Origin of the sequence: Pseudomonas sp. B21-019 (assembly GCF_024749225.1) — a bacterium.
Lineage (GTDB): Bacteria > Pseudomonadota > Gammaproteobacteria > Pseudomonadales > Pseudomonadaceae > Aquipseudomonas.
The window spans coordinates 237,216-259,006 of sequence record NZ_CP087193.1; the positions used below are offsets into that span (position 1 = coordinate 237,216).

General features: G+C 60.3%; 18 protein-coding genes. 5 read left to right on the forward strand and 13 right to left on the reverse strand.

All coding sequences use genetic code 11. The annotated features are described in order from the left end of the window. The first annotated feature begins 230 nt into the window (after positions 1-230). The 3 genes from LOY36_RS01010 to LOY36_RS01020 are packed head-to-tail and all read left to right on the forward strand — an operon-like array spanning position 231 to position 5,448. Positions 231-1,334: an efflux RND transporter periplasmic adaptor subunit gene (locus LOY36_RS01010; RefSeq protein ID WP_258671927.1), complete on the forward strand. Its 1,104-nt coding sequence runs from the start codon at positions 231-233 to the stop codon at positions 1,332-1,334. Further along, positions 1,331-2,398, forward strand: coding sequence for an efflux RND transporter periplasmic adaptor subunit (locus LOY36_RS01015; RefSeq protein WP_019651526.1), 1,068 nt, complete (start codon positions 1,331-1,333; stop codon positions 2,396-2,398). The genes LOY36_RS01010 and LOY36_RS01015 overlap by 4 nt, the downstream gene beginning before the upstream one ends. Further along, positions 2,395-5,448 (forward strand): efflux RND transporter permease subunit, encoded by a 3,054-nt coding sequence (locus LOY36_RS01020; protein WP_258671929.1) that lies wholly within the window; start codon positions 2,395-2,397, stop codon positions 5,446-5,448. Before LOY36_RS01015 ends, LOY36_RS01020 begins: the two co-directional genes overlap by 4 nt. A gap of 106 nt (positions 5,449-5,554) precedes the next feature. On the opposite strand, the gene LOY36_RS01025 is transcribed toward LOY36_RS01020, so the two are convergent. The 12 genes from LOY36_RS01025 to LOY36_RS01080 form a co-directional block, all read right to left on the reverse strand. Beyond that, on the reverse strand, positions 5,555-6,184 hold the full coding sequence (locus tag LOY36_RS01025) for a bifunctional 2-polyprenyl-6-hydroxyphenol methylase/3-demethylubiquinol 3-O-methyltransferase UbiG (protein WP_258671932.1): 630 nt from the start codon (positions 6,182-6,184) through the stop codon (positions 5,555-5,557). Between the two features lie 64 nt (positions 6,185-6,248). Then, positions 6,249-6,893 (reverse strand): methionine ABC transporter permease, encoded by a 645-nt coding sequence (locus LOY36_RS01030; RefSeq protein ID WP_018929342.1) that lies wholly within the window; start codon positions 6,891-6,893, stop codon positions 6,249-6,251. Continuing rightward, positions 6,883-8,004, reverse strand: coding sequence for a methionine ABC transporter ATP-binding protein (locus LOY36_RS01035; RefSeq protein ID WP_258671934.1), 1,122 nt, complete (start codon positions 8,002-8,004; stop codon positions 6,883-6,885). Before LOY36_RS01035 ends, LOY36_RS01030 begins: the two co-directional genes overlap by 11 nt. Positions 8,005-8,006: 2 nt before the next feature. Further along, on the reverse strand, positions 8,007-8,816 hold the full coding sequence (locus LOY36_RS01040) for a MetQ/NlpA family ABC transporter substrate-binding protein (RefSeq protein ID WP_258671936.1): 810 nt from the start codon (positions 8,814-8,816) through the stop codon (positions 8,007-8,009). Positions 8,817-9,005: 189 nt separating this feature from the next. After that, positions 9,006-10,358: an LLM class flavin-dependent oxidoreductase gene (locus LOY36_RS01045; RefSeq protein WP_258671938.1), complete on the reverse strand. Its 1,353-nt coding sequence runs from the start codon at positions 10,356-10,358 to the stop codon at positions 9,006-9,008. After that, positions 10,358-11,575: an SfnB family sulfur acquisition oxidoreductase gene (locus LOY36_RS01050; protein ID WP_258671940.1), complete on the reverse strand. Its 1,218-nt coding sequence runs from the start codon at positions 11,573-11,575 to the stop codon at positions 10,358-10,360. The genes LOY36_RS01045 and LOY36_RS01050 overlap by 1 nt, the downstream gene beginning before the upstream one ends. Positions 11,576-11,598: 23 nt before the next feature. Further along, entirely contained in the window at positions 11,599-12,840 is a 1,242-nt protein-coding gene (locus tag LOY36_RS01055) for an SfnB family sulfur acquisition oxidoreductase (RefSeq protein ID WP_111453977.1), read from the reverse strand. A gap of 397 nt (positions 12,841-13,237) precedes the next feature. Next, positions 13,238-14,002, reverse strand: coding sequence for a hypothetical protein (locus tag LOY36_RS01060; protein WP_258671942.1), 765 nt, complete (start codon positions 14,000-14,002; stop codon positions 13,238-13,240). Between the two features lie 506 nt (positions 14,003-14,508). Beyond that, positions 14,509-15,258 (reverse strand): L-cystine ABC transporter ATP-binding protein TcyN, encoded by a 750-nt coding sequence (gene tcyN / locus LOY36_RS01065; protein WP_007939567.1) that lies wholly within the window; start codon positions 15,256-15,258, stop codon positions 14,509-14,511. A 4-nt stretch (positions 15,259-15,262) separates the two neighbouring features. Next, positions 15,263-15,928 carry a cystine ABC transporter permease gene (gene tcyL, locus LOY36_RS01070; RefSeq protein WP_007939566.1) on the reverse strand — a complete coding sequence of 222 codons (666 nt, stop codon included), beginning with the start codon at positions 15,926-15,928 and terminating at the stop codon, positions 15,263-15,265. After that, complete coding sequence (gene tcyJ, locus LOY36_RS01075) at positions 15,928-16,722, reverse strand: cystine ABC transporter substrate-binding protein (protein ID WP_019581730.1); 795 nt, start codon at positions 16,720-16,722, stop codon at positions 15,928-15,930. The genes tcyL and tcyJ overlap by 1 nt, the downstream gene beginning before the upstream one ends. 339 nt (positions 16,723-17,061) lie before the next feature. Continuing rightward, the gene (locus LOY36_RS01080) at positions 17,062-18,054 is read right to left on the reverse strand and encodes a D-cysteine desulfhydrase (protein WP_258671943.1); all 993 of its coding nucleotides are present in this window, start codon (positions 18,052-18,054) and stop codon (positions 17,062-17,064) included. Positions 18,055-18,244: 190 nt separating this feature from the next. Here LOY36_RS01080 and epsC point away from each other — a divergent pair, with 190 nt between their 5' ends. Together epsC and betT are read left to right on the forward strand one after the other, a co-directional pair. After that, positions 18,245-19,171, forward strand: a complete 927-nt coding sequence (gene epsC / locus LOY36_RS01085; protein WP_007939563.1) for a serine O-acetyltransferase EpsC — start codon at positions 18,245-18,247, stop codon at positions 19,169-19,171. A 385-nt stretch (positions 19,172-19,556) separates the two neighbouring features. Then, entirely contained in the window at positions 19,557-21,512 is a 1,956-nt protein-coding gene (betT, locus tag LOY36_RS01090) for a choline transporter BetT (RefSeq protein ID WP_258674127.1), read from the forward strand. Positions 21,513-21,526: 14 nt separating this feature from the next. Here the strand turns inward: betT and LOY36_RS01095 are convergent, their stop codons facing one another. After that, positions 21,527-21,787 (reverse strand): hypothetical protein, encoded by a 261-nt coding sequence (locus tag LOY36_RS01095; RefSeq protein WP_018929330.1) that lies wholly within the window; start codon positions 21,785-21,787, stop codon positions 21,527-21,529. Between the last annotated feature and the right edge of the window lie 4 nt (positions 21,788-21,791).

Consider the following 21,791-nt stretch of genomic DNA (forward strand, 5'->3'; position numbering starts at 1 on the left):
ATCCAGCATCCGCTGCCCGACCACCAAATCGGCATCAGGATCACCGCGTTGATGAATTAACGTTGTAGGCGCTGCCGAAGGCTGCGATCTTTTGATCTTCCGGCGATATCACGATCGCTAAAGTCAAAAGATCGCGGTCTTTGATTATCGGCGTGGGCGAAGGTGGAACCCTGTTCTAAGCTCACAGTCGTATCGTCACTGGCACGTACGTACAACGCAAAGGAGTCTGCATGGCGGGTCCCGGATTGAAATTAATGGTTGGCCTGAGCATCTTTGCCTTGCTGACCGCCTGTGGCGATAAAAAGCCCGTCGAGAAGGACCGTCCGCGAGTTTTCGTGCAAGAGGTCAAGCCAACCGATTACGCCGCCGCGGTGACTCTCACCGGCGACGTCCAGGCGCGTGTCCAGACCGAGTTGTCGTTCCGCGTGGGTGGCAAGATCATCCAGCGCATGGTCGACGTCGGGAACCGGGTTTCAGCCAAACAAGTACTGGCCAGGCTTGACCCCAAAGACCTGCAAACCAATGTCGATTCGGCCCAGGCCCAGGTGGTTGCCGAACAGGCGCGGGTCAAACAGACAGCGGCAGCCTTCGTTCGCCAGCAAAAACTTCTGCCCAAGGGCTACACCAGCCAGAGCGAATACGACTCCGCCCAAGCGGCCTTGCGCAGCAGCCAGAGCGCTCTGAGCGCCGCTCAAGCGCAATTGGCCAACGCCCGCGATCAACTGAGCTACACCGCGTTGATTGCCGACGCGCCGGGCGTGATTACCGCGCGCCAGGCCGAAGTCGGCCAGGTGGTACAAGCCACGGTGCCGATTTTCAGCCTGGCCCGGGATGGCGAGCGTGACGCGGTGTTCAACGTTTACGAATCGCTGCTGGCCGAGCCGCCATCGGACAGATCAATTGTGGTCAGCCTGCTCGACAATCCGAAGATCAAGACCACGGGCACCGTTCGGGAGGTCACGCCCGCGGTGTCTGCGCAGACCGGCACGGTGCAAGTCAAAGTCAGCCTCGACAGTCTCCCTGAAGGCATGCAGCTCGGCTCGGTGGTGAGCGCCACCGCCAAGCCTGTGGGCAAAACCGCGGTGGAACTGCCTTGGGCGGCCCTGACCAAAAATCTCAGCGACCCGGCCGTGTGGCTGGTGGACGCCGAGGGCAAGGCGCAGTTGCACACGGTCACCGTCGGCCGTTACCTGACCGGCAAAGTCATTGTTAGCGCTGGCCTCACCGGTGGCGAAAAAGTCGTCACCGCGGGTGGTCAGTTACTGCACCCGGGCGTGCGGGTGGAGGTCGTCGAAAATACCTACGAGACCCCAGCGACAGGAGCCCAACCATGAAACGCCTGTTGCTGTTGTCCGCCGCTGTGCTGCTGGGCGCCTGTTCCAAGGAAGAAGCTCCGCCAGAACCGGTACGGCCGGTGCTGTCCATAGAGGTGAAAGCGCTCAATCAAGAGAACCTCGGCCGGTTCGCCGGCAGCATTCAGGCTCGTTACGAAAGCAACGTCGGGTTCCGTGTGCCGGGGCGTATCGCCAGCCGTAACGTCGATGTCGGCGCCGAAGTACAGAAGGGCGCCTTGCTCGCCACCCTTGACCCCACCGATCAGCAGAACCAGTTGCGCTCGGCTCAAGGGGATCTGGCGCGTGTCCAGGCGCAGCTTATCAACGCCCAGGCCAACGCTCGGCGTCAGCAGGAGTTGTTCAATCGCGGGGTTGGCGCGCAGGCGCAACTGGACATCGCCCAGACCGATCTGAAAACCACCCAGGCGTCCCTCGATCAAGCCAGGGCCGCGGTCAATCAGGCGCAGGACCAACTCAACTACGTTGAACTGCGCACCGATCACAAAGCCATTGTCACCGCGTGGAGCGCCGAAGCCGGGCAAGTGGTGACCGCCGGCCAGCAAGTGGTGACCCTGGCGCAGCCGGACATCAAGGAAGCGGTGATCGACTTGCCCGACACCCTGGTCGATGATTTGCCGGCCGACGTGGTGTTCCAGGTCGCCTCACAGCTGGACCCGAGCATCACCAGCACCGCCATCGTGCGTGAAATCGAACCCCAGGCCCAAAGTGCGACCCGTACCCGTCGCGCCCGCCTGAGCCTGACCGATACGCCGCCGGGTTTTCACCTCGGCACGGCGATCAGCGTGACCCTCAGCTCCGCAATCAAGCCTCGCCTCGAACTGCCGGTGAGTGCGCTGCAAGAGGTCGATGGGAAAACGCGGATCTGGGTCATCGACCCGCAGACGCTAACCGTTGCGCCACGGGACGTCAGCGTGATCAGCCGGACCGATGCCACGGTGGTCCTGGCCAACGGCGTGAACTCTGGCGAGCGGGTGGTCAGTGCCGGTGTGAACAGCCTCAAACCGGGGCAGAAAGTGAAAATCGACGAGGGCAGCCCGCAATGAATGGGAGTTTCAACTTATCCGAGTGGGCCCTCAAGCATCAGTCGTTTGTCTGGTATTTGATGTTCGTCGCGCTGCTGATGGGCGTGTTCTCGTACCTGAACCTGGGGCGCGAAGAAGACCCGTCGTTCACCATCAAAACCATGGTGATCCAGACCCGTTGGCCCGGTGCGACCCAGGAAGAAACCCTCAAGCAGGTCACTGACCGGATCGAGAAAAAACTCGAAGAACTCGACTCGCTCGATTACGTGAAAAGCTACACCCGTCCCGGCGAATCGACGGTCTTCGTTAACCTGCTCGACACCACCAGCGCCAAGGACATTCCGCAAATCTGGTACCAGGTGCGCAAGAAGATCAACGACATCCGCGGCGACTTCCCGCAAGGCCTGCAAGGGCCGGGCTTCAACGATGAGTTCGGCGACGTGTTCGGTTCGGTGTATGCCTTTACCTCTGACGGCCTGTCGATGCGCCAGCTACGCGATTACGTGGAACAGGTGCGTGCCGAAATTCGTGAAGTGCCAGGGTTGGGCAAGGTCGAAATGATCGGCGAGCAGGATGAAGTGCTGTACCTGAACTTCTCCACCCGCAAACTCGCCGCCCTCGGCATCGATCAGCGCCAGGTGGTGCAGAGCCTGCAATCACAGAATGCCGTGACCCCGGCGGGAGTGATCGAGGCCGGCCCTGAGCGGATTTCGGTGCGGACCTCGGGGCAGTTTGCCTCTGAGAAAGACCTGGCCAACGTCAACCTGAAGCTCAACGACCGCTTCTACCGCCTGGCCGACATCGCCGACATCAGCCGTGGCTATGTCGATCCTGCCACCCCGGAGTTTCGTTTCAACGGCCAGCCGGCCATCGGCCTGGCAATCGCCATGAAGAAGGGCGGCAACATCCAGGCATTTGGCAAGGCGCTGCATCTGCGCATGAACGAGCTGACGGCCGACCTGCCGGTGGGCGTTGGCGTGCACAACGTTTCCGATCAGGCCGAAGTGGTGGAAGAAGCTGTCGGCGGTTTCACCAGTGCGTTGTTCGAGGCCGTGGTGATCGTGCTGATCGTCAGCTTCGTCAGCCTTGGGGTGCGCGCCGGGCTGGTGGTGGCGTGTTCGATTCCGTTGGTGCTGGCGATGGTCTTCCTCTTCATGGAATACAGTGGCATCACCATGCAGCGGATTTCCCTCGGAGCGCTGATCATCGCCCTCGGCCTGCTGGTGGACGACGCGATGATCACGGTGGAGATGATGGTCACGCGCCTGGAAATGGGTGAAACCAAAGAGCAAGCAGCGACCTTCGCCTACACCTCGACTGCGTTTCCGATGCTCACCGGCACGCTGGTCACCGTCGCCGGCTTCGTGCCGATCGGCTTGAACGCGAGCTCCGCCGGTGAGTACACCTTCACGCTGTTCGCGGTGATCGCGGTGGCCATGTTGGTGTCATGGATCGTCGCCGTGCTGTTCGCCCCGGTACTCGGTGTGCATATTCTGAGCAGCAATGTGAAACCGCATGACGCAGAGCCAGGACGCATCGGTCGGGCATTCAATGGCGGCCTGCTCTGGGCCATGCGCAATCGCTGGTGGGCCATCGGCATCACCGTGGCGCTGTTCGTGCTCTCGGTGTTTTCCATGCAGTTCGTGCAGAACCAGTTCTTCCCGTCCTCGGACCGTCCGGAAATCCTCGTCGACCTGAACCTGCCGCAAAACGCCTCGATCGCCGAAACCCGCAAAGCCGTGGACAAGCTCGAAGCAACGCTCAAGGGCGACCCGGACATCGTGCGCTGGAGCACCTACATCGGCGAGGGCGCGATCCGTTTCTACCTACCCCTCGACCAGCAATTGCAGAACCCGTACTACGCGCAACTGGTGATCGTCAGCAAAGGCCTGGAGTCACGCACGGCGCTGACAGCTCGTTTGCAAAAGCGCTTGCGTGAAGAGTTCGTCGGCATCGGCAGTTACGTCCAGGCGCTGGAAATGGGCCCGCCGGTGGGGCGTCCGATTCAATATCGGGTCAGCGGTAAAGACATCGATCAAGTGCGCAAACACGCGATCGCCCTGGCCACCGAACTGGATAAAAACCCGCACATCGGCGAGATCATTTACGACTGGAACGAGCCGGGCAAAGTCCTGCGCATCGACATCGCGCAAGACAAGGCGCGGCAACTGGGGCTGTCGTCGGAAGACGTGGCGAACCTGATGAACAGCATCGTCGTCGGCTCGCCGGTGACGCAGGTCGATGACGACATCTACCTGATCGACGTGGTCGGCCGCGCTGAAGATGCCGAGCGCGGCAGCCCGGAAACCTTGCAGAACTTGCAGATCGTCACCCCCGGCGGCACTTCGATACCGCTGCTGGCGTTCGCCACGGTGCGCTACGAACTGGAGCAACCGCTGGTATGGCGTCGTGACCGCAAACCGACCATCACCATCAAGGCTGCGGTGCGCGACGAAATTCAGCCGACCGACCTGGTGCAACAGCTGCAACCGGAGATCGACAAATTCGCCGCCGGTTTGCCGGTGGGCTACAAAGTTGCCACTGGCGGTACGGTGGAGGAAAGCGGCAAGGCTCAGGGGCCGATTGCCAAGGTCGTGCCGTTGATGCTGTTTTTGATGGCGACCTTCCTGATGATCCAGTTGCACAGCGTGCAGAAGCTGTTCCTGGTGGCCAGCGTCGCGCCGCTCGGCTTGATCGGCGTGGTGCTGGCGCTGATTCCGACCGGCACGCCCATGGGCTTCGTGGCGATCCTCGGGATTCTGGCGCTGATCGGCATCATCATCCGCAACTCGGTGATTCTGGTGACCCAAATCGATTCTTTCGAGAAGAGCGGTTATACGCCGTGGGACGCGGTGGTGCAGGCCACGGAACATCGGCGTCGGCCGATTTTGTTGACGGCAGCGGCGGCGAGCATGGGGATGATCCCGATTGCCCGCGAAGTGTTCTGGGGGCCGATGGCCTACGCGATGATTGGCGGGATCATCATCGCGACGTTGCTGACGCTGCTGTTTTTGCCGGCGCTGTATGTGGCTTGGTACAAGGTTCGCGAGCCAAAGAAACACGCTAGCTGATTCAAAAGCAAAGATCGCAGCCTGCGGCAGCTCCTACATGGATCATTCCGGGTTAACGCCAAACCCTGTAGGAGCTGGCGAAGCCTGCGATCTTTTGATCGTCGCCCTAATCGATTCGACGCCAAACACTCGCCAACCAAGGCTGTTGCTCCCGCGGCAGCCCCGCCGGCCGGTAGTAATGCTCCAGCTCCACAAACCCCGCTTCGGTCAGCATTTCGCGCCACACCTGAAGATCGTAATACGCCCCATAACGCGGTCCGTTCCAGCCTTCCTGATTCTCGCCACGCGGATTGGAACTGAACAACACACCGCCCGGTTTCAACGCCTCGCGCAACTGCTTCAACACCCGCGGCAATTCCTGGCTCGGCACATGAAACAGCACCGCGTTGGCAAAAATCCCGTCAAACCGCTCGGCCGGCAGATCGAGTTTCAGAAAGTCCTGCTGCCAGACCTCACACCCGCTGTCGTCCCGGGCCATCTGCGCAAGCTTTTCCGAACCGTCGAGCCCGATGGCAATGTGGCCCAGGCGGGTGAACGTTTTCAGGTCGCGGCCAGGGCCGCAGCCAAAGTCGAGAATGCTGAATGGCGCGTTACTCTGGATATGCCGTAGCAGAGCATCGATGTTCTGGCTGACATCGTGATCGCGAGTGCCTTCACGGAAGTCTTCGGCCACCGCGTTGTAATGGCCCAGGGTGGTAGAGGTGATCTGCTCCAGGTCGGCGGGAGTCTGTTTCATGGTCGGCTGCACAGAAAAAGAAAGAAGCACTGACTATAAGCGCTTTCGCACTTTTGATCTTGATTCAGCGCTTGTTCAACCCCCGCGCCAACCGATCCCCACCCAACTGAATCACCGCCACCAACACCACCAGCAACACAATCACCGTCAACATGATCTGGCTGTCAAAGCGCTGATACCCATATCGATAAGCAATGTCGCCCAACCCACCAGCGCCAATCGCCCCGGCCATGGCCGACGAGTTGATCATGGTCACCAGCGTAATGGTGAAGCCGCCGACAATCCCCGGTAGCGCCTCGGGCAGCAACACATGCCAGACGATATGCCAGCGCCGGCAGCCCATGGCCTGTGCCGCTTCGATCAACCCGTGGTCGACTTCCCGCAGGCTGACTTCGGCGATGCGCGCGAAGAACGGCGTGGCGGCGATGGTCAGCGGCACCACCGCCGCCCAAACGCCATAGGTGGTGCCGACGATCAACCGGGTAAACGGTATCAGCGCCACCATCAAAATCAGAAACGGAATCGAGCGGAACAGGTTCACGAACGCGCCCAGTGCGCGGTTCAGCGCCGGTGCTTCGTAGATCCCGCCCTTGGTGCTGGTGACCAGGATCACCGCCAGCGGAATGCCCACCAACAGCGCGATCAGTGACGACACGCCGACCATCAGGAAGGTATCGATGAAACCTTGCAGCAATCGATCAAACCACATAACCCAGCACCTCCACCTGTTGCGCCCAATGACTGGCGCGCTGACGCAATTCCTCGGCGCCGAGGGACGAACCGGTCACCGCCAGCAGCAATTGCCCCAGCGCATGGCCCTGAATCCGTTCCACGCCCCCTTGCAGCAAACGCACGCGGCCACCGAGGGCGCTGAAAAGCGCCGCCAGGTCTGGCTCGTCGCGGGTATTGCCGGTGAATTGCAAGCGCAGGACCACGGCGGCGTCCGAAGACTGCGGCTGTGCCCGCAAGCGGCTTTGCAGTTCTTCCGGCAGACCGTGTTGCAGCGGCGCGAGCAAGGTCTTGCTGACCTCATGTTGCGGGTTGCCGAATACTTCCCAGACCGGCCCTTGTTCGACGATTCGCCCGTGCTCCAACACCACGACCCGATCGCAGATATCGCGGATCACCGCCATCTCGTGGGTGATCAGCACGATGGTCAGGCCCAGGCGCTGATTAATCTCGCGCAACAGGCCGAGGATCGATTGGGTGGTCTCCGGATCGAGGGCCGAAGTGGCCTCGTCGCACAGCAGAATCTCCGGGTCATGCACCAACGCACGGGCGATGCCGACACGTTGTTTCTGGCCGCCGGAAAGCTGCGCCGGATAAGCCTTGTGCTTTCCTTGCAGGCCGACCAGTTCGAGCAATTCACGGACCTTCTGCTCGCGTTTTTCCTTGGGCACACCGGCGACTTTCAGCGGCAACTCGACGTTCTGCCAAACCGTCTTGGCCGACATCAAATTGAAGTGCTGGAAGATCATCCCGATCCGTCGGCGCAGCGCCACCAGGCGGTCTTCATCGAACTCACCGATGTCCACCTGATCGATCAGTACTCGCCCGCTGCTCGGTTGTTCGAGGCGGTTGATGGTACGGATCAGAGACGACTTGCCGGCACCGCTGCGCCCGATGATGCCGAACACTTCACCGCGCTGGATTGCCAGGTCGATACCGTGCAGGGCCGCCACCGGACCTTGCTGGCCGTTGTAGGTTTTGCCCAGGCCGATGAAGCGCACGTGGGCGCGGTTCAGCTCGGGGTGCAGCTCGGTGCGTTCAGCACTGTGTGGCTCTGGAGTCTCCAGTCGCCGTTGGATGGCGGCCGTCATGCTCAGCTTTCCCAGCCTGCTTGATAGAGCTTGCCATGGGTCTTATCCAGCGCTGCGCGAACCGCTGGCGAGTGCTGATAGATGTCGACGAATTTGATCAGGCGCGGGTCGGTTTTACTTTTCGGCTGGATCACGAACTGGATCACGTATTCCTTGTGATCGAGACCATCGAACAGCAGCGCGGAGCTGGCATCGAAGGTTTTTGACAGGCGAATGTAGGCCGGGTAACCCTGGACCAGATCGGCGTCGTCATAGGCGCGTACCAGTTGCACGGCTTCGACCTGAAGGATTTTGATTTTCTTCGGGTTGGCGATGATGTCTTCTTCGGTGGCCTTGTAGCCGACGCCCGGTTTGAGGGTGATCAGGCCGGCCTTGGCCAGCAGTTGCAGGCCGCGACCGCTGTTGATCGGGTCATTGGCGATGGCCACGCTGGCGCCTTCGGGCAACTCGGCGAAGCTTTTGTATTTCTTCGAGTAGAGACCGACGTTGTTGATGATGCCCGGGGCGAACGGCACCAGGTCAAAACCGGCCGCGGCCTTGGCGTTTTCCAGGAACGGGATGTGCTGGAAGTAGTTCACGTCGATGTCGCCCGAGGCGAGGCTGACGTTGGGAGCGATCCAGTCGCTGAACTCCACGAGTTCGACTTTCAGGCCTTGTTTGCTGGCTTCCTCTACGGCGGCTTCCAGCGGAATGGCGAAGGCGGCGGTGGTGCCGACCTTCAGCGGCGCGTCGGCGGCGAAGGTGACGGAGCTGAAGAGGCCGAGGGCCAGGGCCAGTGCTTTGACTGGGTGGGATAAGAGTTTTTTGGTCATGATGATTTTCCAGTCAATTGTTTAATGTGCATGCTTTTGTGGCGAGGGAGCTTGCTCCCGCTGGGCTGCGAAGCGGCCCCAAAGCCATTCAATGAGTTCAGTCAGTTGAAACTCGCCAGCAGGTTTTGCGACTGCTGCGCAGTCGAGCGGGGCGATGCGGCGTTCCGACAAGCTCCCTCGCCACAGGTTTTAGTGTCGGTAATGGGAGCCCGTGTGTTGCTCAGGCAAATGCGCGTCACGCTGGAACAGTTTTTCCCGCAGGCTGCCGTCGTCGTAAGCGGTCTTGTACGAGCCCCTGCGTTGCAACTCGGGAATCACCAGCTCAATGAAATCCACATAGCTTTCCGGGGTGACGATCCTTGTCAGGTTGAAGCCGTCGAGGCCGGTTTCGGCGATCCATGATTCCAGCTCATCCGCTACTTGCTCAGGCGAGCCGACCACGGTGATGTAGCGGCCGCCGAGGGCGTGTTGTTCCAGCAGTTTGCGGCGGGTCCAGTCGTTGTTTTGCAGGTTCCTGGTGGCGGACTGGATGGCGTTGCTCTTCACGTACTGGATCGGTTCGTCGAGTTCGTACTCGGAAAAATCGATCCCGGTGGACGCCGAAAAGTGCGCCACGCCGGCCTCGGCGCTGGCGTAGCTCAGGTACTCGGCATGCTTGGCCCAGGCCAGTTCTTCGGTGGCGCCGACGATCACGTTCAAGCCCATGAACACCTTGATGTCCTCAGGCTTGCGCCCGGCCTCGACGGCGCTGGCGCGAACCTTGTCCACTTGAACCCGGGTCGCCGGTTTGTTCTGGCCGCTGATGAACACACACTCGGCATGCCGACCGGCGAACAGCAGGCCGCGATCGGAGCTGCCGGCCTGGAACAGCACCGGCGTGCGTTGCGGCGACGGCTCGCAGAGGTGATATCCCTCGACCTGATAGAACTCGCCCTTGTGCTCGACCTTGTGCACTTTGTCTGGCTGGGCGTAGATCCGTTGCTCGCGGTCGTTGAGTACCGCGCCGTTTTCCCAGCTGCCTTCCCAGAGTTTGTAGAGCACTTGCAGGTATTCGTCAGCCTGGTCGTAGCGTCGGTCGTGTTCCACCTGCTCGCTGAGGCCCATGGCCTTGGCGGCGCTGTCCAGATAGCCGGTGACGATGTTCCAGCCGACCCGGCCGCGACTCAGATGATCGAGGGTCGACAGGCGTCGGGCGAACAGATACGGCGGCTCGTAGGTCAGGTTGGCGGTCAGGCCGAAGCCGAGGTTCCTGGTGACCGCGGCCATGGCCGAGACCAGTAGCAGCGGGTCGTTGACCGGCAATTGGATCGACTCTTTGAGCGGCACGTCGACCGAGTTCTGGTAGACGTCGTACACGCCGACGATGTCGGCGATGAACAGACCGTCGAACAGTCCGCGCTCCAGCAGTTGCGCCAGTTCGGTCCAGTATTCGATCGTCTTGTACTGGGTGGACGTGTCCCGTGGATGGGTCCACAGACCATGGTTGATGTGCCCGATGCAGTTCATGTTGAACGCGTTGAGCAGGATCTTCTTTTTGCTCATCAAATGGTCCCCCGCAACGGCGGGTTTTCATCGTTGAGGTAGTAATTGCCCACCGCGTGATACTTCCAGCGCACCGGGTCGTGCAGGGTGTGCACCCGGGCGTTGCGCCAGTGGCGATCGAGGCCATGTTCGATCAGGGTCGCCTGGCTACCAGCCAGTTCGAACAGCGTGCTGCCGGCGGCGAGGGAGATCTCAGTGCTGATGGCCCGGGCTTCGGCAACCGCAATCGATGCAGCTGCAACGGTTTCGGCATTGGTGTCGGCCTGGGCTCGGTCGAGGAATTCGCCGGAGCGTTCCAGCAAGGCTTCGGTGGCGTGCAGACGAATACTCAAGTGGCCGAAACTCTTGATGGTCAGCGGGTCTTCGGTGGCTGTTTCATGCGTGGCGTCGATCCACGGCCGGGTTTTGGTGCGCACGAAATGCAATGCATCTTCGTAGGCTGCGCGGGCAATGCCGGTATCGATCGCGGCGTGGAGAATCTGCGCCAATGGACCGACAGTGGTCGGGCGTTCGAACGCGCTTTGAAATGGAATCACGTCCTCGGCGGCAACGTAGACATCCTCGAACACCACCGAACCGCTGCCGGTGGTGCGCTGGCCGAAGCCGCTCCAGTCATCGATGACCGTCAGGCCTTTGCTGTTGTGCGGGACGAAGGCCAGCTGCTGCACGCCGTTTTCATCCACTACTGAGGTGGGGATGCGCTGGGCGTAAATGGCGCCGGTGGCGTAGAACTTGCGGCCGTTGATGCGATAGCCGTCACCGTCACCGTCACCGTCACCGTCACCGTCGCGGGTCAGGCGGGTGACGCGGTCATGGGCGGTTTTGGTGCCCAGTTCCGCCAGTGCATTGCCGAAACGCTGGCCGGCCAGCACTTCGGCGTACAGGCGCTTTTTCTGCCCATGGCTGCCGTTCACACGGAGCACTTCGAGGGCGTAGAAATGGTTCTGCGGGATCTGCCCCAGGGAGCCGTCAGCCTGGGCGATCAACGCGATCACTTTGGCCAGGGTGACGTTGGAAACCCCGGCGCCGCCGTATTCCTTTGGCACGCTGATGCCCCAAAGGCCCGAACGGGAAAACACTTCCAGTTCCGGGTGCGGCAAACGACGTTCGCGGTCGCGCAGGGCGCTGTCGCGTTTGAAGTCGTCGGCCAGGTCACCGGCGACGATCAGGGCTTGCTCATCGCTGGTAATGACCGCGACGTTTCGAGAAAGAGACATGTGTTTCTCCAGCGATCTGGTCGTTAAATCCAGGAGTGGCGAGCCGGCAACGTGCCGTTCAAGTGATAAGCGCCAACCGCGTGATACTTCCAGCGCACCGGGTCGTGCAGCGTGTGCACCCGGGCATTGCGCCAGTGGCGGTCGAGGTTGAATTCGGCGAGGGTGGCGCGGCTGCCGGCCAGTTCGAAGAGTTTTTCGCTGGCCAGCAGCGAGATCTCGGTGGTCAGCACTTTGGCCTCGGCCACGGCAATCGAGGCGCGGGCCGCGGACTCGGTGGTGAGCGGCGCGGCGTTGACCTGATCGAGCACTTGCCCGGCCTTGCGCAGCAGCGCTTCGGCGGCGTGCAGTTCGATTTTCAGCTTGCCGATATCGGCGATCACGTAGAGGTCGTCGCTGGCCCGTTCGACCTTGGCGTCGATCCAGGGCCGGGCACGGGTTTTCACGAATTCGATGGCGTCATCGATTGCGCCCCGGGCGATGCCGGCGTCGATGGCTGCTTGAATCAGTTGCGACACGGCGCCCTGAGTGTTCGGGCTGTCGTTGATCCTCCAGTTGTCCACCACCAGCTCGGCGTCGACCCGCACGTTGTTGAGCAAAATGGTGCCGCTGGCGGTGGTGCGCTGGCCGAAACCTGACCAGTCATCAACGATGCGCAAGCCCGGCGTGCCGCGCCGAACGAAGGCCAGCACTTGCTTGCCGTCGTCGTTCAGCGCCTTGACGGCCACCCAATGGGCGAACAATGCGCCGGTGGAGTAGAACTTCTGCCCGTTGATGACGAAGCCATCGCCGTCGGCGGTGATTCGCGCCTTGAGCTCCAGGGTATTTTTGGTACCGCGCTCAGGGCCTGCGTTACCGATCCGCCAGCCTTCGAGCACGCTTTTGAACAGCTGCTTTTTCTGCGACTCGGTGGCACTGCCCAGTATCAGGTTGAGAATCCCGAACTGGTTCTGCGGGATCTGCCCCAAGGCCGGGTCGGCTGCGGAAATGATCGCGAAGACTTCGGCAACGGTGACGAATGAAACCTGTGGGCCGCCGTACTCACGCGGGATGGCAATGCTGCCCAGGCCGCTGCGGGTGAACTGTTCGATTTCCGACCAGGGCAACTTGCGCTGCTGGTCACGTTTGGCGGCGTGCAGGCGGGCGACTTGCGCCAGCTCTTGGGCAGCCTTGATGGCTTGTGCGTCGTTGCGCAAGACCTGCGCGGGCAACAACAACGGGGCGATGTCCAGATCACTCTGGATGATTGCATCTGCCAGACTGGACATCAGTGCCGCTCCTTGGCTGCACGCAATGCCCTGGCGATTTGCACTGGGGTGATTGTGTTCCGGACCATACCTACCTCACATCTCATGAAAACGCCGCAGGTGTTGCGGCGAACGAAAAACACGAATGTCCGGTGGTCCGGTGTATATACCCTAAACGCGTATAAATAATTAATGAACTAACTTTTAGGAATATGTATAGAAGGTCTGATCTGAACTCCTGTGGCGAGGGGGCTTGCCCCCGTTCGGCTGCGAAGCAGTCGTAAATCCAGCACATGTGGTTTGCCTGACACAACATCAGGCGTTCAAAAAATCGGGGACTGCTGTGCAGTCCAACGGGGGCAAGCCCCCTCGCCACAAAAGCCCCTCCCCACGAGGTCGGTGATTACAGCAAGTTTTTTCACTTCTTTCGGGATTCAGCAGCTTTGAGCACTTCTTTGGGCGGCACTTTCAGGTAAGGATTGGCACAGCCGATCTTCAGCGTGCGGGCCGGTGCCCAGCGCGAGTTGTTACCCACCCGGTCGAGGATGCAGTAAGTCACTTCCAGTCGAAGGTCTTCGCCGGCTTCGAGAATGATTGCCGGTGGCACCCAGACGTGAATCGGCTGACCCACATCGTCGGCCTTGAGTTTGGGCAGGTCCATGCGCACATCGCCCCAGCGCAGGGTGATTTCGTCGTCGGTGGCCATATTCAGATACGGTTCGATGGTCAATGGCACACCGCGCTTGACCTGGTTCGGATTGACCCCCTGACGGCGAATGGTCTCGGGGATGAACACCGGCGCCAGGCTCTGGTTTTCCTCATCGCAAAGGGGCGAGGGCAGGCCGCCGGGGCAATCGAGTTTGATCTGGACGTGCGCCGCCGGTGATATCGCTGGCCCTTGCCCGATCTGCATGACCTTGTAATGGACGCGAGCAGAACCGTTGGCAATGAAGCTTTCCGGCACCCGCAGGCTCACCGCTTTGCCGCCATGGTCAGTCCCCAACACGCTGGAGGCCACGTAGCAGTTGTTCCAGAACAGCTCGATCAGGTCGCCTTCGTCCATGCCGGGATAAGTCGGCACGTCGATCATAAGATGAGCGGCCGAGGTGATGCTGATGCCGGCCTTGTGAGTTTGCGCCAGGGTCGGGGCTGCAAGTTCGGGTTTGTTCGAAGTGCTTGTCATGGGGTTCTCTCCTTGAAGCCTTACCGCGAAGTCCGTTTCTGAAAGATCGAAAGGCGTGAATTACCAGGCAACAAAACGATTCACTTTTTGTGTATTTGAAGAGTGATCGAGTTTGATGAAAGTCGCTTGTTGGAGACTAGATAAGAGTGGGTTCGAATAGGTGTCAATAGTGTTTGTCGATTAAAGGTTGGTTCTTGGGTTATTCAGAAATCTCCTACACGGTGTAGTTAATAAACCCCATTGTCCTGTCGAATTCAGTCCGGTATTTGGGGGTGTGTATGCCTTGGAGGCAGCAACCCATTGACTGTAGGTGGCGAGGATTTTTATGGATTTTAAGCGAGGTGAATCTATTGCAGGACATATATATGTACCGCATGGGAGGGTGGGAAGTTATCTATGATCGGAGTGAATCAAGGCAGTCGTTGATGGCGATGACAGGATTTCATAAGTCGGAGAAAGTGCCACTTCCGTCCATGGAAGTTGACAGTTTTTGAGTGGGGATTGAACTAAGCGTTGTTAAGGAATTTGCTGAGAAACTGCTTCGTCCGTTCTTCTTTCGGGTTGGCAAACAGCGCCTTGGCTTCGCCCTGTTCGACGATCACACCCTTGTCGAAAAACACCACACGGTTGGCCACGTCCCGAGCAAAACCCATTTCGTGGGTGACGATCACCATGGTGCGTTTCTCCTCGGCCAGGCCGCGGATGGTCGCCAACACTTCGCCCACCAGTTCCGGGTCCAGCGCCGAGGTTGGCTCATCGAACAGGATCACTTCCGGTTCCATCGCCAGCGCCCGGGCAATCGCCACCCGCTGTTGCTGACCGCCGGAAAGGCGACGCGGGTAAGCGTCTTCCTTGCCCGCCAGGCCGACCTTGGCCAACAGCTTTTTACCCAGGGCAACGGCGTCGGCCCGTGGAATTTTTTTCACCACGATCGGGCCTTCGATGACGTTTTCCAGGGCTGTGCGATGGGGGAACAGGTTGAAATTCTGGAACACAAAACCCACGTGCTGGCGCAGGCGCCGTACCAGGCTCTGCTGCTGGTTCAGGGGGCGGCTGCCATCGATCTCGATGTCGCCGACCTTGATCCGGCCGCTGGTGGGTTCTTCCAGAAAATTCAGGCAACGCAGGAACGTGGTCTTGCCCGAGCCGCTGGGGCCGATGATTGCCACTACCTCGCCTTCCTTCACCTGCAGATCGATGCCGTTGAGCACCACCTGACCCTTGAACTGCTTTGTCAGTTTTTCCACGACAATCATTGGGTCAGGACTCCTGGTCGTGCCGATTGACCCGCTCTTCCAACTTGTTCTGCAGGTGCGAAAGCACCGTGGCCAGAACCCAGTAGATCAGCGCGGCGGCAAGATACATGGTGAAAATTTCGAAGGTACGGGCGGTGATCAGCTGTGCCTGGCGGAACAGCTCCGGCACCTGAATGGTGGCCGCCAGCGCGGTATCCTTGACCAGCGAGATGAAGCTGTTGCCCAACGGTGGCAGGGCCGTGCGCATCGCTTGCGGCAGAATGGCCCGGCGCAGGGTTTGCGCGCGGGTCATGCCGATACTGGCCGCAGCTTCCCATTGGCCGCGCTCGATGGAGCTGATCGCGGCACGCAGGATTTCGCAGGCGTAGGCCGCCATGTTCAGCGAGAAACCGATCAGGGCCGCCGGCAGCGGATCAAGTTCGATGCCCAATTGCGGCAAGCCGTAATAGATCACGAACAGTTGCACCAGCAACGGCGTGCCGCGAAAGAACGACACGTAGATGCGGGAAATCCAGCTCACCAGTTTGAAGCGCGACAGGCGCATCAACGCCAGGCCGAAGCCCATCAGCAGGCCGAAGAACATTCCGCCCAGGCTCAGGATGACCGTGTAATACGCGCCCTTGAGCAGGAAGGGCGCGGAGTCCAGCGCGAGTTGGAAAGCTTCTCCCATTATTGAGTGACGTCAGCGCTGAAGTATTTTTCCGAAAGCTTTTTCAGCGTACCGTCGGCACGCAGCTTGTCGATGGCTTTGTTCACCGCGGCCAGCAGTTCAGGCTCGCCTTTGCGCAGGGCAATACCGGCCTCTTGGCGGGAGAACGCTTCGCCGGCGGCGGCAGTGTCCTTGGCCTTCCTGGCGTATTCCAGCGCGGCCAGGCGGTCGATCAGAATGGCGTCGATGCGGCCGACGCGCAGATCCTGGAACTTGCTCGGGTCATCTTCGTAGGTGCGGACGTCAGCCTTCGGCACATTCTCTTTCACCCACTGCTCGTAGTTGGTGCCCAGGCCTACGCCGACTTTCTTGCCGGCCAGATCGGCGGCGGTCTTGATGGTGTCTTTGTTTTTGGTCAGGGTCAGCGCCTGAATCCCGGAAACGGTGTACGGCTCGGAGAAGTCGTACTTCTTCTTGCGCTCTTCGGTGATGGTCACCTGGTTGATCACCGCGTCCAGACGCTTGGATTCCAGGGCCGCGAGGATGCCTTCCCATTTGGTCGGCTGCAGTTTGACCTTCACGCCCAGCTCTTTGGCCAAGGCTTCGGAGAACTCGACTTCGAAGCCGCTCAGTTTGCCGGCCTCGTCGACGAAGCTGAACGGTGGATAAGTGCCTTCCAGGCCGACGTTGATCACGCCCGCGTCCTTGATCTTTTGCAGTTGCTCTCCGGCAACCGCTTGCCCGAGCAGGCCGGCGCTCAGCGCCAGGCCCAACGAGCCCACCAGCAGATTTCTACGTAGTGCGGAAAAATTCATGACAAGCCCCTGTGTTTTCTTATGGAAGACGCTTAAGGAAAGTTGGCAAATTCGGGATTTGAACGACTGCGATATCCTGCCCTAAAGCAGCTTATGCGTCTCGCTGCAAATTCGCCTGCGGCGCGACTATATGATGGGATTTTTAGATTGGAAAATAATAAATATTAAGTTTGTTATTCTTTAAATGAATATTTGAGGGGTGCATTCCTGTGGCGAGGGGGCTTGCCCCCGTTCGGCTGCGAAGCAGTCGTAATGTCTGCTGACTCGATATGACTGCCGGACACAAGGGGCCGCTGCGCGACCCAACGGGGGCAAGCCCCCTCGCCACAGGACTATCGGTTACAGAAAATCTTTGTAGGCAAACAACGCCGGTGCCCCGCCGGTGTGCAGGAAGATGATCGGGCCGTCATCGAAGCGCTGGCGCCCGATGCCGTCGAGCAAACCGGCCATGGCCTTGCCGGTATACACCGGGTCCAGCAACAACCCTTCCTGGCTCGCCAACAGCTTCACCGCCGCCAGCGTCCCGGCATTCGGCTCGCCATAACGCGGGCCGAAATATTCGTCCCACAGTTCGACTTTGAAACTCGCCGGCAGGTCCACGCCCAACAGCTCGGCAGTGCGTTCGGCGAGGCCCTGGACTTTCGGTCGTTGAGCTTCATCGCTACGGGAAACGGTCACGCCGATCACTGGCAAATCCGGCAGTACTTCGCTCAATGCCAGCGCCAGGCCGCTATGGGTGCCGGCACTGCCGGAAGCCAGGACTACGGCGGCGAATTGCAGCCCGGTGTCCTTGATCTGCTCGGCCAGTTCCAGACCTGCACGGACATAACCCAAAGCGCCCACCGCATTGGAGCCACCAATCGGCACCAGATAGGGTTTCTTGCCGTTGCTGCGCAGACGTGCGGCCAGCGCTTGCAATTGCTCGTCAGCATTGTCGAGGTTTTCCACCAACTCGACTTTGGCATCGAACAGGTCCAGCAACAGCCGATTGCCATTGCCGAGGTAGTTGCTATCGTCAGTGCCGAGCGGGTTCTCCAGCAGCGCCACGCAGCCCAGGCCAAGCTTGGCCGCAATGGCGGCGGTTTGGCGCACGTGGTTGGACTGGATCGCGCCAGCGGTGATCAGTGTATCGGCGCCCTGGGCCAGGGCATCGGCGGCGAGGTATTCGAGTTTGCGCAGCTTGTTGCCGCCCAGTGCCAATGGCGTCAGGTCATCGCGTTTGACGTACACATCGCGGCCCAGCCAGGTCGACAAGCGTTCGAGTTTTTCCAACGGGGTAGGGTGACCGAGCAGGTCGAGGCGGTTAAAACGGGCAAGCTGTTGTTTGATCATGGGTCCGTACTGGCGGAGAAAGATGTCTGGACTATAGGCACGGGTATTTAGCGGGGCAACTGCCAATCGCTTATAGCCAAAAGTATTGTTCCCAGCACTATTGGTTCTTAATTCGGCTGCAAGTCGTTGCCGTAAAGTAATCGCCGTCAGCGCGGCCAGACAGTCCGGCCGCCCGTGAGGAGTTTTTACCGTGAGCGAGCGTTCCAGCCATTGGCAATTGCAGACCATCGTCAGCCAACTGCGTACGGCGCGCGACCAGTGGCGCGCACAAAACGGCCGCGCCAGCACCGAGCAGGGCGGTCGCGAGTTGCCGTCCCGAGCGGCCATGGCGGACATTCTCGAAGCCTTGTGCGGTGCGTTGTTTCCGATGCGTCTGGGGCCGGTGGATTTGCGTGAGGAGAGTGAGGACTTCTACGTCGGCCACACACTCGACGTGGCGTTGAATGCATTGCTGGCTCAGGCGCGGCTCGAATTGCGCTACGTCGCTCGTCACAGTGCCGGGGGCGACTCTGAAGTCGAAGCCAAGGCCATCCGGATCATTCAGGACTTCGCCCTCGCTCTGCCGGAATTGCGCAGCCTGTTGGACACCGACGTGTTGGCGGCCTATCACGGCGATCCGGCGGCTCGCAGTGTCGATGAAGTGTTGCTGTGCTACCCGGGAATCCTGGCGGTGATTCACCATCGCCTGGCCCACCATTTGTACCGCGCCGGGTTGCCGTTGCTGGCGCGGATCAGCGCGGAAATCGCCCACTCGGCCACCGGTATCGACATCCATCCTGGCGCGCAGATCGGTCGCAGTTTCTTCATCGACCACGGTACGGGTGTGGTGATCGGCGAAACCGCGATCATTGGTGAGCGGGTGCGGATTTATCAGGCCGTGACGTTGGGCGCCAAGCGCTTCCCGGCGGACGAAGACGGCCAGTTGCAGAAGGGCCATCCGCGGCATCCGATCGTCGAGGACGACGTGGTGATCTATGCCGGCGCGACGATTCTGGGACGGATCACCATCGGCAAGGGCTCGACGATTGGTGGCAACGTCTGGCTGACCCGCAGCGTGCCAGCGGGGTGCAACCTGACCCAGGCGAATCTGCAGCATGATGACGGGACGCAGAAGTAAGCCAGGTGACACTTTGCGCTTTTTGTGGCGAGGGAGCTTGCTCCCGCTCGGTTGCGCAGCAACCGCAATATAGATAACCAGTTAAATCCACATAGAGGCGGTCGCGATTTTTGGGGCCGCTTCGCGGCCCAACGGGGGCAAGCCCCCTCGCCACAATCCTTCCTTCAGCCAGGGTGAGACGAGCTACCGCCGAGCCCTGCGATTAGTCCTTAGCACCCTATTCATGTTTAACTTGAACGTTCATTCAAGTTAAACCGGTGGTTCGCCGCCCGCTCACAACAGGAGGCTTGCCTTTGCTGAGTCCGATTTTTACAGCCACGTTTTCCCCCCTCGAGGTGCACCTTTCGTGAGTGCATCGTCCATCCCCGCAAGCGGCCAGGTCCGCATGAATCCGCCGGTGTTTTATTTCGCGGCGACCTTCATTTTGTTGTTCGCCGTCGTGGTCATGGCGATCCCCGAACAGGCCGGTGCCTGGCTGTTGCAAGCGCAAAACTGGGCGGCCAACACGGTCGGCTGGTACTACATGCTCGCGATGACGCTGTATCTGGTCTTCGTGGTGGTCACCGCCTTGTCCGGCTACGGCAAGATCAAGCTCGGTGCCGACCACGACGAGCCCGAATTCAGTTACTTGTCCTGGGCCGGCATGCTGTTCGCCGCCGGGATCAGCATCACGCTGTTTTTCTTTTGCGTGTCCGAACCACTTACGCATTTGGTGCAACCACCGCAAGGCGAGGCCGGTACGGCGGAGGCGGCGCGTCAGGCGATGCAGATTCTGTTTCTGCACTGGGGCCTGCACGGCTGGGGCGTGTTCGCCTTCGTCGGCATGGCGCTGGCCTATTTCGCCTATCGACATAACCTGCCGCTGGCCCTGCGTTCGGCGCTGTACCCGCTGATCGGCAAGCGCATCAACGGGCCCATCGGTTACGCGGTGGACGGCTTCGGCATCATCGCCACGGTGTTCGGCCTCGGTGCCGACATGGGCTTTGGCGTATTGCACCTCAACTCCGGCCTGGATTACCTGTTCGGCATCGCCCACACCCAGTGGATTCAGGTCGGCCTGATCACGCTGATGATGGGCGCGGCGATCATCGTCGCGGTGTCTGGCGTCGATAAAGGCGTGCGGGTGATGTCCGACATCAACATGCTGCTGGCCTGTGCGCTGCTGCTGTTCGTGTTGTTCGCCGGCCCCACCCAGCACTTGCTCAATACCCTTATCCAGAACCTCGGCGATTACCTCGGTGCCTTGCCGATGAAGAGTTTCGACCTCTACGCCTATGACAAACCCAGCGACTGGCTGGGCGGCTGGACGGTGTTCTACTGGGCCTGGTGGATTGCATGGTCGCCGTTCGTGGGCCTGTTCATTGCGCGGATTTCCCGTGGCCGGACCATCCGCGAATTCGTCTTCGGCGTGCTGTTGATCCCGCTCGGTTTCACCCTGGCGTGGATGTCGATCTTCGGCAACAGCGCCATCGATCAGGTGCTCAACCACGGCATGAGCGCGCTCGGCATGTCGGCCATCGACAACCCGTCGATGACGCTTTACCTGCTGCTGGAGACCTACCCGTGGAGCAAAACCGTGATCGCGGTCACGGTGTTCATCAGCTTCGTGTTCTTCGTCACCTCCGCCGACTCCGGCACCGTGGTGTTGTCGACCTTGTCCGCCAAGGGTGGCAATCCCGATGAGGACGGGCCGAAATGGCTGCGAGTGTTCTGGGGCGCGATGACGGCACTGGTGACCAGTGCGCTGTTGTTCTCCGGCAGCATCGACGCATTGAAGTCGGCGGTGGTGCTGACGTCGTTACCGTTCTCGATGATTTTGCTGCTGATGATGTGGGGTCTGCACAAGGCGTTTTATCTGGAGTCGCAGAAACAGATCGCGCAATTGCATTCCCTCGCACCGGCATCTGGATCACGGCGCGGCGGTTGGCGTCAGCGCTTGAGTCAGGCAGTGCATTTCCCGTCTCGGGATGAGGTTTATCGCTTCCTTGATACAACGGTGCGCCCGGCCATTGAGGAAGTGACCGCCGTGTTTGTCGAGAAGGGATTGCATGTGGTCACTCAGCCCGATCCGGCCAACGACAACGTTAGCCTGGAAATCGGTCACGGCGAACTGCATCCGTTCATCTATCAGGTGCAAATGCGTGGCTACTTCACCCCGTCCTTCGCCCGTGGCGGCATGGGTTCCAAGCAACTCAACAACCGTCGTTACCACCGTGCCGAAGTGCATTTGCGCGAGGGCAGTCAGGACTACGATCTGGTGGGTTACACCGAGGATCAGGTGATCAACGACATCCTTGACCAGTACGAACGGCACATGCAGTTCTTGCATCTGGTGCGTTGATCGACCGGTGGCGCTCAGGTCTCGCTGCTCAACACCATGAACAGCACCAGTGCCGCCACCGGTACGCCGAACACCGCGCTGCCCACCACCAGTTCCGCGCTCAACGGTTGGCCAGCGTTGACCATTCCGACTGCGCCGTTGATCAAGGTCAACGCCAGCCACAGCACGACAAAGCTGTAGGCCAGGGTCTGACGGGAGAAACCGATTTTCTCGCCGATGAACAGCATCAGTGCCAGCAGGATCAGGCCGAAGAAGATGATGATCGTGGTGTGCATGATG